The sequence below is a fragment of the Pseudomonas sp. 67(2021) genome, from assembly GCF_017491835.1.
Classification (GTDB): domain Bacteria; phylum Pseudomonadota; class Gammaproteobacteria; order Pseudomonadales; family Pseudomonadaceae; genus Aquipseudomonas; species Aquipseudomonas atacamensis.
In genome coordinates this window covers 54,251-78,561 of record NZ_JAFGYL010000013.1, presented here as the reverse complement: position 1 = coordinate 78,561, position 24,311 = coordinate 54,251, and the positions used below count along the sequence as shown (strand labels likewise).

At 60.5% G+C, this 24,311-nt stretch carries 13 protein-coding genes; 8 read left to right on the top strand and 5 right to left on the bottom strand.

The window, feature by feature from the left end:
• Window position 1: 1 nt before the first annotated feature.
• Both J5M66_RS16975 and recQ read right to left on the bottom strand, forming a co-directional pair.
• Window positions 2–436 (bottom strand): MarR family transcriptional regulator, encoded by a 435-nt coding sequence (locus J5M66_RS16975; RefSeq protein ID WP_016771142.1) that lies wholly within the window; start codon window positions 434–436, stop codon window positions 2–4.
• 132 nt (window positions 437–568) lie between these two features.
• Window positions 569–2,698: a DNA helicase RecQ gene (gene recQ, locus J5M66_RS16970; RefSeq protein WP_123442881.1), complete on the bottom strand. Its 2,130-nt coding sequence runs from the start codon at window positions 2,696–2,698 to the stop codon at window positions 569–571.
• Window positions 2,699–3,103: 405 nt separating this feature from the next.
• Here recQ and J5M66_RS16965 point away from each other — a divergent pair, with 405 nt between their 5' ends.
• The 3 genes from J5M66_RS16965 to J5M66_RS16955 all read left to right on the top strand — a co-directional run bounded on the left by J5M66_RS16965 (window position 3,104) and on the right by J5M66_RS16955 (window position 7,255).
• The gene (locus J5M66_RS16965) at window positions 3,104–3,691 is read left to right on the top strand and encodes a YecA family protein (protein ID WP_016771143.1); all 588 of its coding nucleotides are present in this window, start codon (window positions 3,104–3,106) and stop codon (window positions 3,689–3,691) included.
• A gap of 10 nt (window positions 3,692–3,701) precedes the next feature.
• Window positions 3,702–4,097, top strand: a complete 396-nt coding sequence (locus tag J5M66_RS16960; RefSeq protein WP_123442882.1) for a YbaN family protein — start codon at window positions 3,702–3,704, stop codon at window positions 4,095–4,097.
• A gap of 149 nt (window positions 4,098–4,246) precedes the next feature.
• Window positions 4,247–7,255, top strand: a complete 3,009-nt coding sequence (locus tag J5M66_RS16955) for an Ig-like domain-containing protein (protein WP_207808751.1) — start codon at window positions 4,247–4,249, stop codon at window positions 7,253–7,255.
• Between the two features lie 292 nt (window positions 7,256–7,547).
• Here the strand turns inward: J5M66_RS16955 and J5M66_RS16950 are convergent, their stop codons facing one another.
• Window positions 7,548–15,395: a retention module-containing protein gene (locus tag J5M66_RS16950; RefSeq protein WP_207808759.1), complete on the bottom strand. Its 7,848-nt coding sequence runs from the start codon at window positions 15,393–15,395 to the stop codon at window positions 7,548–7,550.
• Window positions 15,396–15,927: 532 nt separating this feature from the next.
• Between J5M66_RS16950 and J5M66_RS16945 the strand changes: the two genes are divergently transcribed.
• The 3 genes from J5M66_RS16945 to J5M66_RS16935 all read left to right on the top strand — a co-directional run bounded on the left by J5M66_RS16945 (window position 15,928) and on the right by J5M66_RS16935 (window position 20,987).
• Entirely contained in the window at window positions 15,928–17,286 is a 1,359-nt protein-coding gene (locus tag J5M66_RS16945) for a TolC family outer membrane protein (protein WP_016771146.1), read from the top strand.
• Between the two features lie 169 nt (window positions 17,287–17,455).
• A complete protein-coding gene (locus J5M66_RS16940; protein ID WP_207808761.1) occupies window positions 17,456–19,615 on the top strand; it encodes a type I secretion system permease/ATPase in 2,160 nt (719 codons plus the stop codon).
• 10 nt (window positions 19,616–19,625) lie between these two features.
• Entirely contained in the window at window positions 19,626–20,987 is a 1,362-nt protein-coding gene (locus tag J5M66_RS16935) for an HlyD family type I secretion periplasmic adaptor subunit (RefSeq protein ID WP_016771147.1), read from the top strand.
• 114 nt (window positions 20,988–21,101) lie between these two features.
• On the opposite strand, the gene J5M66_RS16930 is transcribed toward J5M66_RS16935, so the two are convergent.
• Both J5M66_RS16930 and J5M66_RS16925 read right to left on the bottom strand, forming a co-directional pair.
• Entirely contained in the window at window positions 21,102–21,698 is a 597-nt protein-coding gene (locus J5M66_RS16930) for a DTW domain-containing protein (protein ID WP_207808764.1), read from the bottom strand.
• 6 nt (window positions 21,699–21,704) lie between these two features.
• Complete coding sequence (locus J5M66_RS16925; RefSeq protein ID WP_007956593.1) at window positions 21,705–22,598, bottom strand: LysR family transcriptional regulator; 894 nt, start codon at window positions 22,596–22,598, stop codon at window positions 21,705–21,707.
• Between the two features lie 293 nt (window positions 22,599–22,891).
• On the opposite strand from J5M66_RS16925, the gene speB reads away from it, so the two are divergent.
• Both speB and J5M66_RS16915 read left to right on the top strand, forming a co-directional pair.
• Window positions 22,892–23,842, top strand: coding sequence for an agmatinase (speB, locus tag J5M66_RS16920; RefSeq protein ID WP_003222717.1), 951 nt, complete (start codon window positions 22,892–22,894; stop codon window positions 23,840–23,842).
• Window positions 23,843–23,851: 9 nt separating this feature from the next.
• Entirely contained in the window at window positions 23,852–24,274 is a 423-nt protein-coding gene (locus tag J5M66_RS16915) for a nuclear transport factor 2 family protein (RefSeq protein WP_207808766.1), read from the top strand.
• Window positions 24,275–24,311 lie beyond the last annotated feature (37 nt).

Sequence of the window (24,311 nt, the reverse complement as noted above, 5' to 3'; positions counted from 1 at the left end):
CTCAAGATTTTTCCAGGTTGGCCAGAATGTGCCCGTGTACGCGCATGCACACCTTCAAATCCGCCTCATCGACGCCCTCGAACAATTCGTGACGCAGTTGCGTGGCAATGGTTTCGATCTGTTCGATCAGGGGCAGCGCAGGTGCGCAGAGCACGATTTTTTTCGCCCGACGGTCTTCCATCACTGACTGGCGTTGCACCAGTCCCTGGTTTTCCAGACTATCAAGCAAGCGCGCCAGGGTCGGGCCTTCGACGCCGACACTCTGCGCCAGTTCGCGTTGGGTCGGTGCCTCTTCAAAACGCGCCAGATGCAGCAGCACCAGCCAGCGCGCCTGCGACAGGCCCAGCCCGGCGAGACGACGATCCAGTTCGGCACGCCAGCCACGAGACATCTGGGCCAGTTGCATACCAAAGCGATGTTGATCGGTTAACGGCATAAAACACTCACGGTTAGACTGAAAATACGGAAAATCTAATTATTAGTCAGCTAAGCATGGGCGGCAGTTATAGGCAAGAGTCGCTCTGTACTGAATCGTTACAACTGCACGGGGCTTGGCGCATACGTCGTTTCACATCTCGAATTCAGACTGCAACGCCGCCCGCACGCAATACAGCACGCCTTCCGGCACACGCCCGGCAAACAGCTCAGCCACTTCAGCGACCGACGGCAACTCGCCCTCACCATCGAGGAACGCGTCCTGCACTTCGCCCATCAATTCCTCAGGCAAGTCCAGCGCCTGCTCCAGCGACAATTGCTGCTTGCCGATGGCTTCGGCGAGCATGGCGTAGACGTTCTTCTCCGAGCACTGCAACTGCCCGGCGATCTGCAGCGGGGTCATGCCGGCGCGGGCCAGGGTGATCAGCTCGTGACGGACATCGGCGACCACCTTCGGCGCCTCCGCCTCGCCGCCGAGTACTTCGAGGAAGGCTTCGCCGTAACGTTCCAGCTTGCGTGCGCCAACGCCGCTGACTCGGGCCATTTCCGCCAGCGAGGTGGGTTGGCTGCGGAGCATTTCCAATAGCGTCGAGTCAGGGAAGATGACATATGGCGGCACGCCGTGTTCTTCGGCGAGTTTGCGCCGCAGTGCGCGCAAGGCTTCCCACTGTTCGCGTTCCTCGCCGCGCACCAGCTGGCTGGCCTGGCTCTTGCTGCCGGTTTTGGCGGTGACTTGCGGTTTCAGGTCGCGGCGCAGTTCCAGTTTCACTTTGCCTTTGAGCAAAGGCCGGCAACTGTCATTCAAGCGCAGACCGCCATAACCCTCGTGGTCGACATCGGCCAACCCACGCGCCACCAGTTGGCGGAACAGCGAGCGCCACTCGCTCTCGCTCAACGCCTTGCCAACGCCAAACACCGACAAATGCTGATGGCCGAAGCTGCGCACCTTTTCGTTGTCCTTGCCCAGCAACACGTCGACCAGATGACCGACGCCATAGCGCTGGCCGGTGCGGAAAATCGCCGACAATGCCTGACGTGCAGGCTCGGTGGCGTCCCAGGTCTGCACGCCGTCGACACAGTTGTCGCAATGCCCGCACGGTTCGGGCATGTCTTCGTCGAAATAGGCCAGTAACGCCTGCCGGCGGCAGCGGGTCTCTTCGCACAGCGAGAGCATGGCGTCGAGCTTGTGCTGCTCCAGACGCTTGTGCCGCTCGTCGCCTTCGGAGTTCTGCAGCATCTGCTTGAGCATCACCACGTCTTGCAGACCGTAAGCCATCCACGCATCCGCCGGCAGCCCGTCACGGCCGCCGCGCCCGGTTTCCTGGTAATACGCCTCGAGAGATTTCGGCAGATCAAGGTGCGCGACGAAGCGTACGTTGGGCTTGTCGATGCCCATGCCGAACGCCACGGTCGCGACCATGATCAGGCCTTCCTCATTGAGGAAGCGCTTCTGGTGATAGGCGCGCAGATCATTGGGCAGACCGGCGTGATACGGCAGCGCCGGGAAGCCCTGCTCGCTGAGGAACGCCGCAACTTCTTCAACCTTCTTGCGCGACAGGCAATAAACGATGCCGGCATCGCTGCGCCGTTCGGCGAGGAAGGCCAGTAACTGCTTGCGCGGCTGTTCTTTGGGCACGATGCGATAGAAGATGTTCGGGCGGTCGAAGCTCGACAGGAAGCGCTCGGCGTTCTGCAGGTGCAGGCGATCGACAATTTCTTCGCGGGTGCGCTTGTCGGCGGTCGCGGTGAGAGCGATGCGCGGGACGTTGGGGAACAGCTCGGCCAATTGACCCAGTTGCAGGTATTCGCGGCGGAAATCGTGGCCCCATTGCGATACGCAATGCGCTTCGTCGATGGCGAACAAGGCGATTTCCAGGCTTTGCAGGAATGCCAGCATGCGCGGCTGCACCAAGCGCTCGGGCGCCAGATAGAGCATTTTCACTTCGCCGCGTTTGATTCGCAGAGCGAGATCGCGCTGCTGCTCGGCACTCAGCGTGGAGTTCAGCGCAGCGGCGGCCACGCCCAGTTCTTCGAGGGTGGCGACCTGATCGTCCATCAGCGCGATCAACGGCGACACGACCACCGCCAGACCTTCACGCAACAGCGCCGGCACCTGGAAGCACAACGACTTGCCGCCACCGGTAGGCATCAGCACCAGCGCATCACCGCCGCTGGCTACGCGCTCAATGATCGCACCCTGACGGCCACGGAAACTGTCGTAGCCGAAGATGTCCTTGAGGACGCGTTGAGCCTGTTCGAGCATAAAAACTCCAAAAATCTACCGATACATCCCTGCTCAGGCTGGTTCAGAGCAGCTTCGGCTGCTTAAACAAAACGTAAGAACACATTGCATGACCAGCGCAGCGCCGGCAGGGATCGCAAAACGCGGCAGTATACCCGAGGCCTTCGCCGCAGAGGGTGCCGCTGAGAAGACACTGATAAACCTGCCACACACAAAACCCTGTGGGAGCGAGCCTGCTCGCGAAAGCGACCTGTCAGTCGATATAAAAGTGCCTGATACACCGCCTTCGCGAGCAGGCTCGCTCCCACAGGGTTATTCATCTTTCCAGTGAGGCCGGTAATTCGGGCAAATCTGCCAAGCGGCTGGCTAGAGCGCGCAAGAAGGCCTAGAATTCCCGCATTGTTTATTCCCCAAGGTAGCCCCGTAATGTCCTTCGCTGAGCAACTGACCCGCCTGCAAGTCTTCCTCGACGCCGACGAGCTGCACGACGAGGCGCTGGATTACGTCGCCGCCCACGGTTACCTGACCGCGCTGTCGATCTGCTCCGAAGACGTTCCGGAGCGCGAGTGGATCGACGCGCTGTTCGCCGAAGAGCCGCATTACACCGACGAAGCCCAGCGTGCCGAAATCGAAGCCACGCTGATCGGCCTTAAGGCGCACATCGCTCGCCAACTGGCCTCGGATGAAGAATTCGAATTGCCGTGCGAACTGGATCTGGGCGAAGAGCCGGACGACTCCGAACTGCGCGGCTGGTGCATCGGTTTCATGGAGGGCGTGTTCCTGCGCGAAGCGGCCTGGTTCGAAACCGCCGAAGAAGAAGTCAGCGAAATGCTCCTGCCGATCATGGTCGGTTCCGGCCTGTTCGACGAGCAGCCTGAGTTCGAAGACATCGCCAAGGACGCCAACCTGATGGACGACATGATCGTTCAGATCCCGGAAGCCCTGACTGCGCTGTACCTGCTGTGCCAGGCCCCCGACGAAAAACCGGCGATCCTCAAGCCTCGTCACCACTAAGACCCGGCCTATGGACAACCCCATAGGCAACCGCCCCCTGATGTTGCGCTACGTCCTGCTGGCCATCGGCTGGCTCAGCGTGGCATTGGGGGTGATCGGCATCTTCCTGCCGGTCCTGCCCACCACCCCCTTCCTCCTGCTCGCCGCGGCCTGCTTCGCGCGCAGCTCTCCGCGCTTCTATCGCTGGCTGGTCGAACACCCGCGCCTCGGGCCATGGATTCGCGACTACCTCGAAGGCAACGGCATCCCGCTCAAAGGCAAGGTCTACGCGATCGGCCTGATGTGGGTGAGCATTCTGTTCTCATGTTATCTGGTGCCGCTGGTTTGGGCGCGTGGGTTCATGCTGACCAGTGCGGTGCTGGTGACGATTTATATTTTGCGGCAGAAAACCTTAAAAAAAGGCTGATTACCACGCCGCTGCCTGCTCAACCGTTCGTCCGATATCTACGCATACCTGTCAGAGTTGACAGGTGCGCGATTTACCGGCCCATGATTAATTCTTCCGTATCGGCGCTGACAGCCCAGGTAAGCGCCCCGTGTGGAAGGCGAAAATTCATGAACAGCTCGCAATACCTGATATTTCCTCCTGCGCCGCGTTCCCGTGTCAGTGTGCTGGCCATCTATCCGCCGGAACCACGCCTGCACAAGCTGCAAGCTGACAAAAGCTATGGTATCAACATCGCCATGGTTACTCAGGACATTAACGGATTGGGCTTCCGTCTCCCGGAATATCTGTCTCAAGGCATTGGTGACCATATCAAAGTCTTCATCGATGAACCCGATGTCACTAACCCTTTGTCCGTGATTGATTTCATCCTTACGGAGGAGGATTTTGAGGCCGATGGAAAGATTCCTAAAACCGTATTTTTTTACATTTCAGCTGAAATCCTCGAGGAGAAATTCCTGCCGTTTACAGACGTCAGGCTGGATTGCTGGATGATAGTCACAAGACAGAGCGGCAACCCATCGGAATCGCCACACGCACAGCTCTGGTTCAAATACCCCGCACCCGGCGAGGCGGACACTGATGGTGGAAAGTCCCTCAATCAGGGCCTCAAGCTGCCGCTCGCATCGGAAAGCATCGTCGATCAGAACGTCATCAAAGAGGGCATGGAAGTCACGGTCAAGCATTACTTCAATCAGCAGATCGGCGATACGGTCGTGCTGAAATGTGGTTCGCTGCGGCTGGACTTCGTCGTGACTGACGCCTCGGCCGACATCGTTTTCAAGCTGACGTCTGACTTACTTGGCAAATTGCAACAAACCAGCAATCTGGTGGTGCGCTGGAGCGTTTATGACGTTGTCGAGAACTCCAGTGGTTTTTCGGAACCGCTCATTCTGCCGTTCAAGCCAGGAATAACTTTGTTGGCCGCGCCGATTTTCGAGCAGTCCGATGGCGACGACGTTCTACACCATGATTGGCTTGCAGGCGGCCCGACGAACATTCTCCTGACGGGCAGTTTTGCGATCAACGATGTGATCGCCCTGACACTGGAAGGATTCACCCGAAACAACGTGCCAGTCACTCATACCTATTCTTTAACGGTGACCGTCGCCAGCAAGACACTGTACTTTCCAGTCGAAAACTTCCGCATTCAAAATGTGATAGGTGGAAGTTTACGGGCAACCTATATCCTGACCAGAGCAGGTCAGCCCAAGCTCTCCAAACCTGCTGACGTAACCGTTGCGGGTAAATCGTTGCCACTGGGAGCGCCGGAGGTCACCCCACTGGTGGAAGGCGAACTGGCGGTCGATACTGCCAAAGCCCTAATAAATGTCGCCAGCTTCTGGCCCTTGAAACAAGGGGCAGAGGTCAAGCTGCACTGGCAGACCACAGACATCAATGGCAAGTTGGTACAGTTCACTTGGGGACAGCTGGTAACCGATCCTTCAAAGCCCATCGTTTTCGAGGCCGAGAACGAGTACATCAAGCCCTACGCCAGCGCGAGACTGGCCGTGCAGGCCACCATCACCAATCCCGGCGAAAGTGAAGTCTTTTCCGATATCGCTCAGTTGAAGATCGGCGATCCCAAGGAGCTTGTCCTCACGCCGCCTTCACTGGTATCACCTTTCACTAATCCGCTTGATCCATTGGCGGAGCTGCCGAGCATGCTGGTGGAATATCTCGATGCCAAGACCGAGAAGGTCCGCCTGGTGTGCACACCACTGCCCTTGGGATTTGATCGCTTCCCGCTGGTAGACCTGGATTCGGCCAAACAAGCCACCTTTCTCCTGAACAGAAAGTTGATAACGGCGCTTCACGGCGAAACCGTGGGTTTCAAATTCAACCTGAATCAGGACGGCAAGAAAATCGGATCATCTCCGGAAACAGAGATTTCTTTCAAACTGATCGCTGATCAGGATCCCAGGTTTCCGCGACCGCGAATCATTGGCATTGACAACGCAATACTGGACGTAAAAAAACTGACCAGCGCAGACAAATTGGCGGTCAACCTCTGGCACGGACAACGACCGGGCCAGAGCATGACGCTGGTGCTGATCGGCATCGACAGCACAAACAACCCTGTCCGCCACGTCATCATCAACGCGGAGGCGAGCGTCACCAGCGCCGGGCTGATACGGGAACTGTCAACGCCGACGCTGGAAGTGTTGAGAAATCTCAAAAGCGGCAGTACGGCGACATTGATATTTTCCGTGCGCCTGGGGTTGCGCGGCAAACCGGTGGAATTTCCTCACCAGACGTACCAAATCGAATCTCTGGTTGAACTGCAACCGGTCATTACATTGGTCAAGGACTCGCAGAACCGGGAGATACCGCATAGCGACCTTACGGTTGACCCCAATGTCACGGTTGAAGGGACTGCGAGTACAGAGCAGCAGGTTGAAGTGCTGGTGGATGGCGAGCCGGTGGAGACGTTGACCACAGACAAGGACGGCAAATTCTCAGTGCTACTGAAGGGGCTCGTTGTCGATGTACTGACAATCGTGCAGATTCGGGCGCTATATGGTGAAGGTCTGCTCTCTCCTTTGCGTTCGTTCACGCTGCGCAAAGCGCTGCAAATCAACAATAGCGCCATGGCCCTGCATGGACCGAGAGTTTATGCATGGCCACACAGTGCGGACTTTCCAGGTAACACTCAAATCCGTGCTGCTGTCCCATCTACCGGCGTTCCCCCGATCACTTACAGAAGCAGTAATTCGAACGTGGCCCATGTTGACGGCAACGGGAAAGTCACCGGTATGCGTAACGGCAATACCTACATCACGGTGCAAGACCGATTCAGCTCATTTTCATACAACGTTGATGTTCGGAATGTCTACCAGCTGCACGTGTCTGGGTATGCAATGAACCATTACCAGGCAGTAAACTGGATGAACAGTGTTTATGGTTCAGTTCCTTTAAACAATTATTTTAATAGCATGTACGCTGTCTATGGCAAAGACCATAACTGGCCGCTAGCTTCAGGCTGGATAACGTGGATGTGCACCGGCGCTGCATGTGGTCACAATCAGGGGGGTTACTACGTTTGGCGAGGCGGCGGATATCTCTGCCGTAACGACTTGAGCATCGGATATTGGGCATGGTGCCTCAGACCTTATTGACAATTGTGCCGTGCCATTGCTGCTGAGCAGCAGATCATGCTCGGGAAGTTGGCGGTGAATCGGATTCTGGATAATTTGGGCTGTCGGCGTGAGCTTGTGTCAAACACCGGCTGATTGTCCGGTGCCATCTCTGGCCCCTTTTCGAGCAGGCTCGCTCCCACATTGAAATGCATTCCACCGTGGGAGCGAGCCTGCTCGCGAAGACTGACGTGTGAGCAATGCAGTACCATCAGGCAGAAAAAAACCGCCGCCCCTTTGAGCTGGACGGCGGTTTTTTTGTTTCAGACGGCGCTTACACCGTATCCACCTTCAAGGAATGATCATTAAGCATGCCGCTGATGATCGTCGCCGTGTCATGCCCCCCAGCCACCATGCCGCCCGCCCCGGGTGTCACGCCGTAGTGGCTGGCGAGGTTGACGCCGGCCAGGTCGATGGTCTGGTTCGGCGTGCCGCCGGCCATGGCGCTGACGTCGATGCTGGTCATCACCGAGGCGCCGCTGCCGCTGACGGTGAAGTGCAGATAGTCGTCCAGCGACGCGGTGCTGGCGTTTTCGCCTTGCAGCAGTTGCGACAGGTCGAGTTTGTCGGTGCCGGGGGTGAAGTCGGTGATCAGGTCGTGGCCGCTGTTGCCCTTGAGCCACTGGAAGGTGTCAGCCCCTGCCCCGCCTGTCAGCGTATTGTTGCCCATGCCACCGATCAGCAAGTCATCGCCAGCGCCGCCATTGAGGAAGTCGTTGCCGAGGCCGCCGTTGATCACGTTGTTGTTGCCGTCGCCGGTGAGGCTGTCGTTGAAGTTCGAGCCGAGCAGATTTTCGATGCCGGTCAGCGTGTCAGTACCGGCGCCGAGGGTATTCTGCGCACCGAGCAGGCCGAGATTGACGGTGACAGCGGCCGTGGCGTGGGCGTAGCTGGCGGTGTCGCTGCCAGTGCCGCCGTCGAGCAGGTCGTTGCCGGCGCCGCTGTAGAGCAAATCGTTACCGCCGTCGCCGTGCATTTCGTTGTTGCCGGAGCCTGCGCTGAGCACGTCGTTGCCTTCGCCGGCGTTGATCACATTGTTGCCACTGCCCGCTACCAACACATCGTCGCCAGCAGTGCCGGTCAAGGTGTGGCCGTCCTGATAGCTGATGCTGACGTTGGCCGTGTCGCTGCCGCCGTGGTTATCGTTGGCGGTGTAGGTGCCGTGGAAGTCCGGCGTGATGTCGTGGGCCCCCGCATAGTTGAGGGTCATGGTCAGTTGGTAGTTTTCCGCCGCGTTCGGGTTGCCGCCACCATTACCAATGTTGGTGATGTGGATCTGGTAGACGCCGTCCGCCGAGGCGCTGAGGGTCTGGCCGTCCGCCAGCGCCATCCAGGCACCGCCGTTGAGCGAATACTCCATGCTGATCTTACCGGCACCCAGATTGTGATCCAGATTGAGGGTTTCGCCCTGACGTAGATTGACGGTGATGCGATCTTCATCGTTGGCATTGCTGTTGCTCACCATGCCCAGATAACCGCTGACCACCAGCGCGGCGGTCATGGTCGCGGCATTGGCGCTGAAGGCGCTGCGCACGTTGGCCAGGTTCTGGTTGGCCGCATTATTGTTCTGCCCAGTGAAACCGATCAGGCCGGTACCGGTGAAGTCCGCCGCTTTCGAAACCCAACCGGTGTTGAAGCTGGTTGGCGTGGCGTTGAGGGTGTCGCCGTTCGGATCGCTGTCATTGGCCAGCAGCAGCTCACCCGGCACCACGATGTTGCCCGAGAGCACGTTGGTGATGACGTGATCGTCCATCGCCACCGGTGGCGCGTTGGGAATCACTTTCACCGTCAGGGTGGAGCTGGCCAGATCGCCGTCTTTGTCGCTGACGGTAAAGCCGATGTTTTCGGTGATGACCACGGCGGTGGTTTTCTGCGAGGTGTAGCTGTATTCGCCGGTATCAAGATTGACCACCAGCGTGCCGCTGTTGTTGGTGGCAATGCTGACGCTGTTGTTGGCGGTATTGAAGGTGCCGTGATTGGCGCCGCCGCTCGCGGTCAACGAACCCTGGCCACTGAGGGCTTTCGGATCGTAGGTGTAGGTGGTGCCGTCGACCACGATCGACTTGATGAAACCGCCATCGGCGCCGAACGAACCGCCCTCGCCCAGCAGCGAACCGGTGACCGGCGCGCCCTGCACGGTGCCGGACAATACCGAGTTGAGCTGATTGAGATCGGTGACCACCACCGCATTGGTATTGGTGTGGTTGATGCCGTCGTAGGCCAGCGGATCGAGGTTGGCGTTGCTCACGCCACTGCCCAGACCGATTGCATAGTTCTTGATGTTGTTAGCGTCGAGGAAGTTTTTCAGCGCGGCCTCGTCAGCCGTGCCGATGTCGCCCTCGTTGGGCTTGCCGTCGGAGAAGAAGTAGCCGACGTTCTGTGCCCCGGTGAGTTTGCCGGAGGTGTCGAACGCGGTCTGCATCACCGCCACGGCGGCATCGTAGTTGGTGCCGCCGCCGGCGTTGAGGCCGGCGAGCAATGTCTTGGCAGTAGCGACATCGACCCACACCGTGGTGCGGTCGGCGGCATTGCTGCTGAACGTCACCAACTGCACTTTCACATCGCCCAGATCATCGTACTTGTCGAGCAAGGCGCCAATGGCCTGCTTGGCCAGTGCCAGCCGCGACAGGCCCGGCACGCCAGAGGGATCGGCCATGCTGCCGGAAATGTCGAGGACGATGAGGATGTTCGAATCAATCTCCACTGCGGTAACCGAGCGATCCGAGGCAACGGCTTTCGGCACATCGTCGACGATGTTCACCACAAGCGTGCTGGTGGTGCTGTTGCCCAGCGCATCGGTGGCTTTGTAGGTGAACGTTTCGCTGAGGGTGTTCGGCCCGTCGTTGGCGTTCGGCGCGGTTTTCGGCGCCGAGGTCAGCGTGTAGGTGTAAGTGCCGTCAGCGTTGAGCAGCAGTTGCCCGTAGCTACCGGCGGCGTTGCCGACCAGGGTGTACGTGATCGCGCCGCTGCCACCACTGACCGAACCGACCAGCGTGCCGCTGGCGGTTTCGCCGGTGTTGCCCGGTTCGCTGCCGGTGACTGTGCCGGCGGCGAGATCCTGGCCATCCTTGTTCAGGTCGAGGGCTTTTTCGTAGACCGTGACATCCTGATCCACCGAGGCGACCAGTTTGCTGTCGGCGACATTGATGGTCAGCGTTGTGGTGCTTTCGTCGCCATCGCTGTCACGGATGGTGTAGGTGAACGTGTCGGTCGCGCCCGGCGGGCTCACCGAGTTCGGGTTGCTGTGGTAAACCGCGTTGCCCGCCGCGTCGAGGGTCAGGTAGCCGTAGTTGCCGTTGATGTTGCTGTTGAGCCCGCCGCTGGCCGACGTCGCGGTGTTGCTGCCGACGCGCACGCCGACCACCGTGGCGGCGCCGTCGGCACCGCTGAGGTCATTGCCGAGCACACTGACATTGACCGTGCCGCCCTCCGCCACCGAGCCGGTATCGGCGTTGGCAGTCGGCAAATCGTCGACGATGTTGACGTTGATCTGACCGCTGGCGGTACTGCCATCGGTATCAGTGGCGACCACGTCGAAGCTCTCACTGAGGCTGTTGGCGCCGTTGGCGTTCGGATGGGCTTCGTTGTCGACCAGGGTGTAGCTGTAACTGACCACGCCGGAGGCCGGATCGTAACCGGTGATGGTGAACGTACTGCCCAGTGGCGAGACCACCGATTGCGGCAAACCGGCGGCGACGCCATTGCTGATCACCGCAATGCCGCCGACCGTGAGGGTTTGCAGGCCATCAAGCGCAGTCACGGTGAAGCTGCCGCTTTGGGTCAGCGCCGAGGTGTTGGGGCTGCTGCCGTCGCTGAGGTTTTTCTCGTAGACGGTGATTTCGCCGCCCTTCACATCGAGGCCGTCGAGGCACACCGGATCGTCGTTGTTATGGATGTTCAGCACCAGGTTGGCGGTGCTGGTGTCGCCGTCCGCGTCGGTGATGGTGTAGGCGAAGGTTTCCGTGCCGTTGCCGCCGCCCTGGAGGTTTTTGAAATCGGCGTCGTTGGCGTCCAGCGTGTAGGTGTAAGTGCCGTTGGCGTTGAGCACCAGCGTGCCGTAAGTGCCAGTGAAAGTACCGGCGGTTACCGGGCCGCTGGCGACGCGGTCGGCGCCCTGCACGTCGTTGTCGAGGACGTTGCCGGTCAGGGTCACCTGGACTTCTGTTGCGCTGTCGGCATTGCTGTCATTCAGCGCCTTCGGCACGTCATCGACGATGCTCACAACGATCGTGCTGGTGACGACATTGCCCAGCGAATCGGTGGCCTGATAGGTGAAGGTTTCGCTCAGGCTGTTGGCGCCGTCGTCGGCGTGCGGCGTAGTGGTCGCTGGCGAAGTGAGCGTGTAGGTGTAAGTGCCATTGGCATTGAGAACGATCTGCCCGTAGTTGCCGGTGGCACTGCCAACCAACGCATAACTGATCGCGCCGACCGCACCGGTGACCGAGCCGACCAGGGTGCCGGAAGCGGTTTCGCCAGTGCTGTTCGGATCGCTGCCGACCACACTGCCCGCTGCCAGATCCTGGCCATCCTGGTTCAGGTCGAGGGCTTTTTCGTAGACGGTGACATCGGTGTCGCTGACCGCTTTCAGGCAGCTGTTGTAGACGTCGATGGTGATCGTCGTGGTGCTTTCGTCACCGTCGGCATCGCGCACGGTGTAGGTGAACACATCCACCGCGCCCGGGCCGTTCACCGTGTTCGGATTGCTGTGATAAACGGCGTTGCCGTTGGCATCAAGCGTGAGGTAGCCGTAGGTGCCGTTGATCTGCGAATTGAGCCCGCCGATGGCCGAAGTCGAGGTGTCAGCACCGGCGCGCACGCCAACCACTGCACCGGTGACCGCCGGGCCGTCAGCGCCACCGATATCGTTGTTGAGTACGTTACCGCTGACAGTACCGCCCTCCGCCACCGAAGCCGCGTCCGCATGCGCGGTCGGCAAATCGTCGACGATGTTGACGTTGATCTGGCCGCTGGCGGTGCTGCCATCGGTGTCAGTCGCCACCACGTCGAAGTTCTCGGTGAGGCTGTTGGCGCCGCTGGCAGTCGAGTGGGTTTCGTTGTCGGCCAGGGTGTAGCTGTAGCTGACCACGCCGGTCGCCGGATCATAACCGCTGATGGTCAAGGTGCTGCCCAGCGGGGTGACGATTGATTGCGGGAAGCCTGCGGCCACGCCATTGGTGATCACCGCGATGCCACCGACTGTGAGGGTCTGCAGACCATCGAGAGCGCTGACGGTGAAAGTGCCGTTCTGGGTCAGCGCCGGGGTGTTGGGGCTGGTGCCGTCGCTGAGATTTTTTTCGTAGACGGTGAGTTCGCCGCCGTTGACGTCGAGGCCATTGAGCAGCACCGGATCGTTGTTGTTGTGGATGTTCAATACGAGATTGGCAGTGCTGGTATCGCCGTCGGCATCGGTGATGGTGTAGGCGAACGTTTCGGTGCCGTTACCGCCGCCGGTCAAGGCTTTGAAATCGGCATCGCTGGTATTCAGCGTGTAGGTGTAAGTGCCGTTGGCGTTCAGAACCAAGGTGCCGTAAGTACCAGTGAATGTACCGGCCGTGACTGGACCGGTGGGTACGCGGTCGGCGCCTTGCACGTCGTTGGTCAGGACGTTGCCGGTCAGCGTCAGTTGGCTTTCTGAGGCAGTGCCGTTGCTGTCATCGTTGGCCTTTGGTACATCGTCGACGATGTTGACGTCGAGGGTGCCGGTGGCCGTCGTGCCGTTGTCATCAACGACCGTGACCGCGAACTGCTCAGGCAGATTGTTCGCGCCGTTGGCGTTCGGATGCGCTTCGTTATCAGCCAAGGTGTAGCTGTAACTGACCACGCCGGTTGCAGCGTTGAAACCAGTAATCGTCAGCGTGCTGCCCAGTGGCGTGGTGATTGACTGCGGGAAGCCTGCGGCAACGCCATTGGTCACCACGGCAATTCCACCAACAGTCAGCGTGGTGACGCCGTCCAGTGCGGTGATGGTGAACGTGCCGTTTTGTGTCAGCGCGGTGGCGTCCGGTGCGCTGCCGTCGCTGAGATTTTTCTCGTAGATCGTCAGCTCGCCACCGGCGACGTTCAGGCCATCGATGGTGACTGGATCGTCGTTGTTGTGGATCTGCAGAACGAGATTGGCAGTGCTGGAATCGCCGTCGGCATCAGTGATCGTGTAGGCGAAGGTTTCCGTGCCGTTACCGCCGCCGGTCAAGGCTTTGAAATCGGCATCGCTGGTATTCAGGGTGTAGGTGTAAGTGCCGTTGGCGTTCAGAACCAAGGTGCCGTAAGTACCAGTGAATGTACCGGCCGTGACTGGGCCTGTCGGTACGCGGTCGGCGCCTTGTATGTCGTTGGTGAGGACATTGCCGGTCAGGGTCAGCACGGTTTCCGAGGCAACGCCGTTGGCGTCGTCAAACGCTTTGGGCGCGTCGTCGGTGATGTTCACGTCGAGGGTGCCGGTGGCGGTGGTGCCGTTGTCATCAACGACCGTGACCGCGAATTGCTCAGGCAGATTGTTGGCGCCGTTGGCGTTCGGATGCGCTTCGTTATCAGCCAGGGTGTAGCTGTAACTGACCACGCCGGTTGCAGCGTTGAAACCAGTAATCGTCAGCGTGCTGCCCAGTGGCGTGGTGATCGATTGCGGGAAACCTGCGGCGACGCCGCTGGTCACCACGGCGATGCCACCGACTGTCAGCGTGGTCACGCCGTCCAGTGCGGTGATGGTGAAGGTGCCGTTTTGTGTCAGCGCGCCAGTGTCCGGGGCGCTGCCGTCGCTGAGGTTTTTTTCGTAGATCGTAAGCTCGCCACCGGCGACGTTCAGGCCATCGATGATTACAGGATCGTCGTTGTTATGGATCTGCAGAACCAGATTGGCAGTGCTGGAATCGCCGTCGGCATCAGTGATCGTGTAGGCGAAGGTTTCGGTTCCGTTGCCACCGCCGGTCAAGGCTTTGAAATCGGCATCGCTGGTATTGAGCGTGTAGGTGTAAGTGCCGTCGGCGTTCAGAATCAAGGTGCCGTAAGTACCGGTGAAAGTACCCGGCGTGACCGGTCCGGTAGGTACGCGGTCGGCACCTTGTATGTCGTTGGTGAGGACGTTGCCGGTCAGGGTCAGCACGGTTTCCGAGGCAACGCCGTTGGCGTCGTCAAACGCTTTGGGCACATCGTCGGTGATATTCACGTCCAGCGTGCCAGTGGCGCTGTCGCCATTGCTGTCGGTGGCGATCACGGTGAACTGTTCGCCGAGATTATTCACGCCGTCGCCGGCCGCGTGGGTCTCGTTGCCGTTGAGGGTGTAGCTGTAGCTGACCGTGCCGGTCGCCGCGTTGTAACCGGTGATGGTCAGGGTGTTGCCCAGTTGCGTGGTGATCGACTGGGGAAAGCCGATCGGCACGCCGCCAACAATCACGTTGATGCCGCCGATGCTCAGGCTGTTCAAACCATCCGCTGCCGAGACCGTGAAGCTGCCACTTTGCGTCAGCGCGCCTGGATTGGCCGCTGTACCGTCAGGCAGATTGGCTTCATTGAGGTTCAGCTCGCCATCCGCCCCATTGAGGCCGTTGAGGATGACCGGGTTGTTCACTGGTGGCGGTGGCACCACGACCGGCGCTGGCGTGTCGTCGCCATTGTCGATGTCCGCGTCGCGACGATACTCGGGAAATTCGGGAATACCGTTGAAGCCAGCGGTGGGGAAACCAATGATCGGATCGACTCGGCCGCCAACTTCGGTGAGCAGAACGAAACTGTGCCCGCCGCCCAGTTCACCGGTATTGCCGGTGGGCGCGTTGGGGCCGGCCGCGGTGGCTTCGGCGGTTTTGCTCGGGTCTTCACCGGCGGCGATGGCTTGCTGGATCTGCTCGACATCGGTCAGTTGCGCCTGGCTTGGGGTCTGCGCTTCGTCGACGTTCACCGGGACAGCCTGGTCGGCCAGCAATTGCCCGGTCATGGTGATGCTGCTGCCCCGGCCGAGGGTCAATTCCTCGCCGTTTTGCAGTTTCACTGCCACCGCGCCTTCCGCGCCGGTGATCAGTTGATCGCCAGCGTACAAACGATCGCCTTCGAACAGCGGACGCTTGATGCCGTCGCTCGCCTGGGCGAACACCTGACCAATGACTTTTGTGACCGTACCAATGAGCGCTGCCATGTGAAATCCTCCGCTGCCGACCACCGTCGGCACTGGTTCGCGAAGCAGCCCATGGCTCAATCGGGTTGCCGGGGGCGACGCTCGCACCCTCGACAGTTCGTTTCGCAGGCCCGGTTTGAGGTGAATTGTCAGCGCGATCAAGCACTTGCCAACCCTGTTCAATCCATCGACCCACTAGCGCTACGTAACGGTGGTGAATCACCCGAGTGACAAAAATCTGTCGCTCATTCCCCGCTACGCGTCCCTCCCCTTCAGCAGTACTTCGCAGTGTCTCGCAAAGTGAATGGAACTTTCCTCAAGCCTTTTCGAGCTCCCTAAAGCGCATAAAACAAAGGCTTTCGAGCTGAACAATGTGCTGCTTTTGAAAAACCGCATAAGTTTTTTTTGGAATATACCTTATGAAAATTTTTTCTTAGCTACGCTCTAGGATGTTCTTAGCTCTGTTGTTACAAGAGTGAAACGCTTACACCCTAAATTTACGTCAAATATTTGGCGACGGTAACACAACATTGAGATCCAGGGAGATGCACCCATGCGCGTTTTAACCCCCCTCTGCAGCGCGGTTTTGCTGGCCATGGCTTGCACTTCCCAAGCCCAGGCGATGAACCTCACCGAGGCGATTCAGAGCACCATCGCTACCCACCCGGAACTGGCTTCGCGCGTGGACGCCCGCCTGTCTGCGGATGAGCAGGTGAAAGTGGCCAAGGGCGGGTTTTATCCGTCGGTCGATCTGAACGCGGCCTACGGGCGCGGCTACAGCGACAACACCAACACCCGTGCCTTCGGTAATCACAACACCGAAATTCTCAATTACACCCAGTCCGAGCTGCGCTTGCGGCAGATGATCTTCGACGGCTTCAACACCGCCAACGAGGTCGAGCGCACCAAGGGCGTGTCCAATTCGCGCGCCTACTACGCGCAAGGCACCGCACAGGATCTGGCCCTGCGCACCATCGAGGTCTACCTCGAAGTGCTCAAGCGTCGGGAACTGGTGACGCTGGCGAAGAACAACCTGCAGGCGCACTTGCGCGTCAACGACCAGATCGGCCTGCGCACCGAGCGCGGCATCGGCAGCACCGCCGACTCCGATCAATCGGTTGCCCGTCGTGCACTGGCGCAGAACAACCTCGACACCGCCGAAGTCGATCTGGCCGACGCCGAATCGAATTTCTACAGCGTGGTCGGACGCATGCCCGATGAGCTGGAAACCCCGGCCTCGACTCGCGGTGAGATGCCACCGGACCTGCGTGAAGCGCAGCAGAGCATGGTCGACAACAACCCGTACCTGAAATCGGCCCAGGCTGACGTGCAGTCCGCCGAGAGCCAGTACGAAGTGGCCAAGTCGCCGTTCTACCCGCGCTTCGACGCGGAAGCGGCAGTGGGCGCAAACAACAACGTGCAGGGTGATGAAGGCCACGACAACGAATGGCGTGTCGGTGTGGTGATGAACTACAACCTGTTCCGTGGCGGCAGCGACAAGGCACGTCTGGCCGCGAATGCCCACGACATCAACCAGGCGATGGACATCCGCAACAACGCCCTGCGTCAGCTCAACGAGAACATTCGTCTGGCCTGGAACGCCATGGAAAATGCCAAGAAGCAGACGCCGACCGCTCGCGAATACGCAGAAACCACCAAACGCGTGCGCGCCGCTTATCAGGACCAGTTCGGCCTCGGCCAACGCACCCTGCTCGACCTGCTCGACAGCGAAAACGAGCTGTACAACGCCAACCGTCGCTACACCGAAATCCGCTACACCGAGGAATACTCGATGTACCGCGTGCTGGCGAACATGGGCCAATTGCTGAGCAAGCAACGCGTGGTGCTGCCGGCTGATGCGATTGCCACGACCGAAGTGAAAAACCAGGCGCGTCTGCCCGAGTTGAAATAGATCCTGCAGGACCTGCCGAAGGCTGCGATCTCTGATCGTTCCCACGCTCTGCGTGGGAATGCAGCCCGTGACGCTCCGCGTCACTGGACGCAGAGCGTCCCTAGAGGCATTCCCACGCAGAGCGTGGGAACGATCCGATAACCGAGCCCGTTCAACAGAGGCAATCACTATGACCAGCATGGAACCCGGCGCCACCGGGGTCGATCCGCGCCTGAGCTTCGACGACCCGTTACTCGACGGCCTGCTGATCCTCTGCAAACTGCATGGCGCCACGGTCAGTCGTGCCAGCCTGAGCGCCGGGCTGCCTCTGAACAAACAACGCCTGAGCCTCGATCTGCTGCCCCGTGCAGCCGCGCGGGCCGGATTGCAGGCGCGGCTGTTGCGCCGTGACCTGAAAGACATTTCGCCGCTGAACCTGCCGATCCTGCTGCTGCTCAACGACGGGCGCACTGCCGTGCTGCGGCGCTTCGGCGAGGATGGCAAAGCCCTGCTGCTGCCCAGCGAAGCCGACGGCGGCGAGCAATGGGTCAGCCGCGAAGAACTCAGCGAACACTACAGCGGCCAGGCCTTGTTCGCCCGTCCGCGCCACGAACTCGAAGACCTGCGCGCGCCGCTGGTGCCACGGGTAAATGCGTGGTTTCGCGACACTCTCAAACTGTCGAAATGGCTGTACAGCGATGCGATCCTCGCCAGTTTCCTGATCAACCTGCTCGGCCTGATGGTGCCGCTGTTCGTCATGCAGACCTACGATCGCGTGGTGCCCAATCAGGCGACCTCGACGCTGTGGGTGCTGTCGATCGGTTTGCTGATCGGCACCGGTTTTGAACTGGTGCTGCGCGTGGTGCGTGCGCACCTGCTCGACACCGCCGGCAAGAAAACCGATGTGATCCTCTCGGCAACGTTGTTCGAGCGCATCACCGGCATGTCGATGAAAGCGCGGCCGGCGACCATCGGCGGCTTTGCCCAGAGCATTCACGACTTCCAGGGCCTGCGTGAGTTTCTCACCGCCGTGACCCTGACCAGCCTGATCGACTTGCCCTTCGTGGTGTTGATGCTGGTAGTGATCGGCCTGCTCGGCGGCTGGCTGGTGGTGATTCCGCTGCTGGCGTTTCCGATCACGATCATTTTCGCCATGGCGATTCAGGTGCGCCTGCGTGACACCGTGCAGAAAAGCCTGAGCCTCGGCGCCGAGCGTCAGGCAGTGCTGATCGAAACCCTCGGTGGCCTGGAAACCCTCAAGGCTTGCGGCGCCGAAAGCGAGCGCCAGCACAAATGGGAAAGCACCCACGGCGCCCTCACCCGCCTCGACAGCCACGCGCGCAAACTGTCGGCGCTGGCCACCAACGGCACGCTGTTCATCCAGCAGTTTTCCGGGATGGCGACGATTGTGGCCGGGGTCTACAGCATCATTGCCGGCAACCTCAGCGTCGGCGCGCTGGTTGCCACCTACATGCTTGGCAGTCGTGTGCTCGCCCCGCTCGGGCAGATCGCCGGGCTGATCACCCGCTACCAGCAAGCGCAACTGACCATGAAAAGCACCGACGCACTGATGGCGCTGCCGCAGGAGCGCGACGGCAAACAACGGCCACTGGAACGTACGCAGCTGCAAGGTGCCCTCGACGTCAGCGGCGTGACGTTCCACTACAACGGCCAGAATGCGCCGGCGCTGAGCGAGGTCAGCTTCAGCCTGAAAGCCGGCGAGCGGGTCGGCATCATCGGCCGCAGCGGCTCCGGCAAAAGCACGTTGGCGCGATTGGTGATGGGTTTCTACAAAGCGGAACAAGGCCAGTTACTGCTCGACGGCCTCGACCTGCGCCAACTGGACGTGGCTGACCTGCGCCAGCAGATCGGTTATGTCGCCCACGACCTGCCGCTGCTGGCCGGCAGCTTGCGCGACAACCTGACCCTGGGCGCGCGTTACATCAGCGATTCACGCATGCTCGAAGTCGCCGAACTGACTGGCGTCACCGAACTGGCCCGACAACACCCGCAAGGCTTCGACCGACCGGTGGGCGAACGCGGACAACTGCTATCCGGCGGCCAACGCCAGGCGGTGTTGCTGGCGCGCGCGTTACTGCTCGATCCACCGATCATGCTGCTCGACGAACCCACCAGCGCCATGGACAACAGCAGCGAAGACGCGCTGCGACAGAAACTGCATGGCTGGGTGCAAGGCAAAACCCTGCTGCTGGTCACCCACCGCACCTCGATGCTGAGCCTGGTGGACCGGTTGCTGGTGCTGGACAACGGCCGGGTCGTCGCTGACGGCCCGAAAGAAGCGGTCATCGATGCACTGCGCAAGGGCCGTGTCGGCTCGGCGGCGGTCTAGGAGTTACGCCATGCCTGCTTCCTCCGATAGCAACAAACGCGGTTACTTCGACAGTTTCGGCAAAAGCGCCGAAGCCGAGTTCATGCCGGAAACCGCCGGCGCAGCATTGCAGGATTCGCCGCGAAAATCGCGGATCACCGTGTGGCTGGCGGCAGCGCTGCTGATCGCCGCCCTGGTCTGGGCCAAATTTGCCGTGCTCGAAGAAGTGACCATGGGCGAAGGCAAGGCGATTCCGTCGAGCAAGGTTCAGGTGATCCAGAACCTTGAGGGCGGCATCGTCACCGAGATTTACGTTCGCGAAGGCCAGATGGTCGGCAAGGGCGACACCCTGCTGCGTCTGGATGACACGCGCTTCCGCTCGAACAAGGGCGAGAGCGAGGCCGACCGTTACGCGCTGACCGCGCAGGTTGAACGGCTGTCAGCAGAGGCCGAGGGGCGCCCCTTCAAACTCTCCGCTGAAGTCATCGCCAAAGCGCCGCAAGTCGCCGAGGACGAGCGCTCGCTGTACGAGCAACGCCAACGCCGCTTGGCCAGTGAACAGCGCACCCTCAGCGAACAATTGCGGCAGAAAACCCAGGAGCTGGCGGAGTTTCGCTCCAAGCAGGGCCAGTTCAGCTCGAGCCTGGCGCTGCTGCAACAAGAGATGAACATGTCCGAACCGCTGGTGAAAACCGGCGCCGTGTCACCAGTGGAAATCCTCAGGCTCAGGCGCAGCGCCGTGGAAATCCGTGGTTCGCTGAACGCCACCACGCTGGCGATTCCCCGCGCCGAATCGGCCATCGCCGAGATCCGCAGCAAGATCGACGAATCCGAGCAGACCTTCCGCTCCGAGGCCGCTAAAGAGCTGAATGAGAAACGCACCGACCTGTCGAAAATCACCGCGTCGAGCATCGCCATCGACGATCGCGTCAGCCGCACTACGGTGACGTCGCCGGTGCGTGGCGTGATCAAGCAGATGAAGGTCAACACCATCGGCGGCGTGGTCCAGCCGGGCAGCGACATGGTCGAAATCGTGCCGCTGGAAGACAACCTGCTGATCGAAGCCAAGGTCCGCCCGCAAGACGTCGCGTTCCTGCATCCGGGCCAGAAAGCCATGGTCAAATTCAGTGCCTACGACTACACGATTTACGGCGGGCTGAGCGCCAAGCTCGAGCTGATCGGCGCCGATACGATCACCGATGACAAGGGCAACAGCTTCTATCTGATTCAGGTGCGCACCGACAAGAATCACCTGGGCGGCGACGTGAAACCGCTGCTGATCATCCCGGGGATGGTGGCGACAGTGGACATTATCACCGGTGAGAAAAGCGTCTTGGATTACCTGCTCAAACCGGTGTTGAAAGCGCGGACCGAGGCGATGCGTGAACGTTAGCCAATGATCGTTCCCACGCTCCGCGTGGGAATGCCGCCCGGGACGCTCCGCGTCCTTTCACGACGGTGACGCAGAGCGTCACTGGATGCATTCCCACGCAGAGCGTGGGAACGATCATCTGTCGCCATGGTTACGCTGGAAGACCTCCTCCCCCATCGCCGCAATCTGCCCTTCGATCAGCGCTTCAAACGGCTTGAGCAACGGCGCAAACGTCGTCGGCGCTTCGAGGGTTTCCAGCGCCTGCACGATCGCCTCGATCGTCGATAGCGCCCCCGGCCCCGGTGCCTTGCGCAAGCGATAGCGCGACACCCCGCCCTCGGTCAGGGTCACCCGTGGCAGCGCCGCCAGCAGCGGATTGAGGTGCAGCATCTTGCGCGCTTTGCGCCATGTTCCATCCGGGACGACCAGCAACATTGGCTGATCATTTGGCGCGTAGACCTGCAACGGCTGCGCATCCTCAGCCGGGAACAGCAAGCGCGCCTGATAGCCCGGCCGGTTCAACAGTTTCGGCAAATCCTCGAATACCTCACCGACAATCAGCTCGGCATTGCTCAGCCCCAGCGCCGCCAGCCGCGCGGTATTGAGCGCGTGACTGACCTCGCTGGGATGCTGCAGCACTAACACCCGCGTACGGCTGTCGAGGTGCGGAATCAACGGGCACAGGCAGTGGGTCTGGGGGCGCAGGCAGCGCGGGCATTGTGGTCGGGACATTTTTTCTCAAGCCTGATTGAGCTGCGCTTTGAGCAAATCGCGGAAGGTCTGGATCAGCGGCTCGCGGCTGCGGCCCCTGCGCATGATCATCGAAAACGGCGCCTGATAACCGAAGGTCGCCGGCAGCAGAACACGCAGATCACCCTTGTCGGCCCAGGCCTGCGCGTAGTGCTCCGGCAGGTAACCGATGTAGGCGCCGGAGAGCACCAGAATCAGCTGCGCTTCCATGCTTTCCACGGTCGCGGCGCTGTGTTTGAAACCGTGCCGGGCCAGTTCCGCCTGACTCCAGTAACCGCGCCCGACCATCCGTTGCTGAGTGATGACCTGCTCGGGAATGCGCCGTTCGTTGAACAGTGGATGGCGACTGCTGCAATACAGCCAGTGCTGCTCGCGGTACAGCGGCATGTAGACCAGACCGCTCATGCGCGTGGAAAACGCACCGATGGCCAGGTCAAGGCGATTGTCCTGCACGCCGAGCTGCAACTCGTAAGGGCTCATCACCGACAGGTGCAAATGCACCGCCGGGTGTTCCTGGCTGTAGGCGCCGATGGCTTCAGCAAACGGCAGGGCCTTGTCGCTGACCGTGGAATCGATCACCCCGAGATTGAGCGTGCCGCGCAGTTCGCCCTTGAGCGCGGCGGCGTATTGCTCGAAGCCTTCAAGCTCGGCGAGCAGGCGCAGGGTTTCCTGATGGAACAGCTCGCCCTTGCTGGTCAGGCTGAAGCCACCGCGCCCGCGATGGCACAGCACCAGACCGAGCGCGGCTTCGAGCTGGCTCATGTAGGTGCTGATCGCCGAGGTCGACAGGTTGAGTTCCTGCTGCGCATTGGCAAAACCCTGGTGACGCACGACGCTGACGAAGATGCGCAGGAGTTTCAGGTCGGGTAAAGCGTTGGCCATTTCTGCTCCCAAGGATCGTTCCCACGCTCTGCGTGGGAATGCAGCCCGTGACGCTCTGCGTCACTTGCGAGTACGGCTGGACGCGGAGCGTCCGTGGATGCATTCCCACGCAGAGCATGGGAAAGATCAGGTGTGGAAGTCTGGCATTAGTTTAGAAAAATCTGAACTAAGTTTTTGCCCGTAGCGATTCTTCCCCGTCACTACATTTCGCATGATCGGCCCCACAGCGGCGTCCGAACCTGTGCTCCACGGCGCGCCGGGATAAATAAAACAAAGACGATGAGGCCCTACCCGTGGACAAGATTCTTCACCAACCACTGGGCGGCAATGAAATGCCGCGCTTCGGCGGCATCGCCACCATGCTCCGACTTCCCCATGTACCGACCGCTGCCGGCCTCGACGCTGCCTTCGTTGGCGTGCCGCTGGATATCGGCACTTCGCTGCGCCCCGGCACCCGCTTCGGGCCGCGCGATATCCGCACCGAATCGGTGATGATCCGCCCGTACAACATGGCCACCGGCGCCGCGCCGTTCGACTCGCTGTCGGTGGCCGACATCGGTGACGTGGCGATCAACACCTTCAACCTGCTCGACGCCGTGCGCATCATCGAAGAAGCCTACGACAACATTCTCGAGCACAACGTCATTCCGATGACCCTGGGTGGCGACCACACCATCACCCTGCCGATCCTGCGCGCAATCCATAAAAAGCACGGCAAGGTTGGCCTGGTGCACATCGATGCCCACGCTGACGTCAACGACCACATGTTCGGCGAGAAGATCGCCCACGGCACCACGTTCCGTCGTGCCGTCGAAGAAGGTCTGCTCGATTGCGATCGCGTGGTGCAGATCGGTTTGCGTGCCCAGGGCTACACCGCCGACGACTTCAACTGGAGCCGCGACCAGGGCTTCCGCGTGGTGCAGGCCGAAGAGTGCTGGCACAAGTCGCTGGCGCCGCTGATGGCGGAAGTGCGCGAGAAGGTCGGTGGCGGTCCGGTGTATCTGAGTTTCGACATCGACGGCATCGACCCGGCCTGGGCGCCCGGCACCGGCACCCCGGAAATCGGCGGCCTGACCACCATTCAGGCGATCGAAATCGTCCGTGGCTGTCAGGGCCTCGACCTGATCGGCTGCGATCTGGTAGAAGTCTCGCCCGCTTACGACACCACCGGCAACACCTCGCTGCTGGCCGCCAACCTGCTGTACGAAATGCTCTGCGTACTGCCTGGCGTGGTTCATCGCTGAGGGTCGGTCATGCACGTACGTGATCAGGTTTTGCACGCGGCCGCCGAGTTGGTCGCCGCGTTTGCGCGTAACGATCGCGAAGCTTATTTCGGGGCTTTCAGCGCCGATGCCAGCTTCGTTTTCTACACCCTCGACCAGCCATTGCTGTCGCGCGATGCCTATCAGGCGTTGTGGGACCGCTGGCGTGCCGAGGATGGATTCGAGGTGCTGTCGTGCACCTCGAGCAACGCCTTCGTCAGCCTGCAGGGTGACGTGGCGATTTTCATCCATGACGTGGCCACCGAGCTGCGCATGCAAGGGGAGCAACACTTCAGCCAGGAGCGCGAGACGATTGTTTTCAGAAGACAAGCGTCGAGCCTAGAACAACAAGGCCTATGGCTGGCCTGTCACGAACATTTGTCCGCAATGCCGGAAGGGCTGCCACCCCCTTAGCCAATGGTGACGCTCACGCACGATGAGCGCGCCTGAT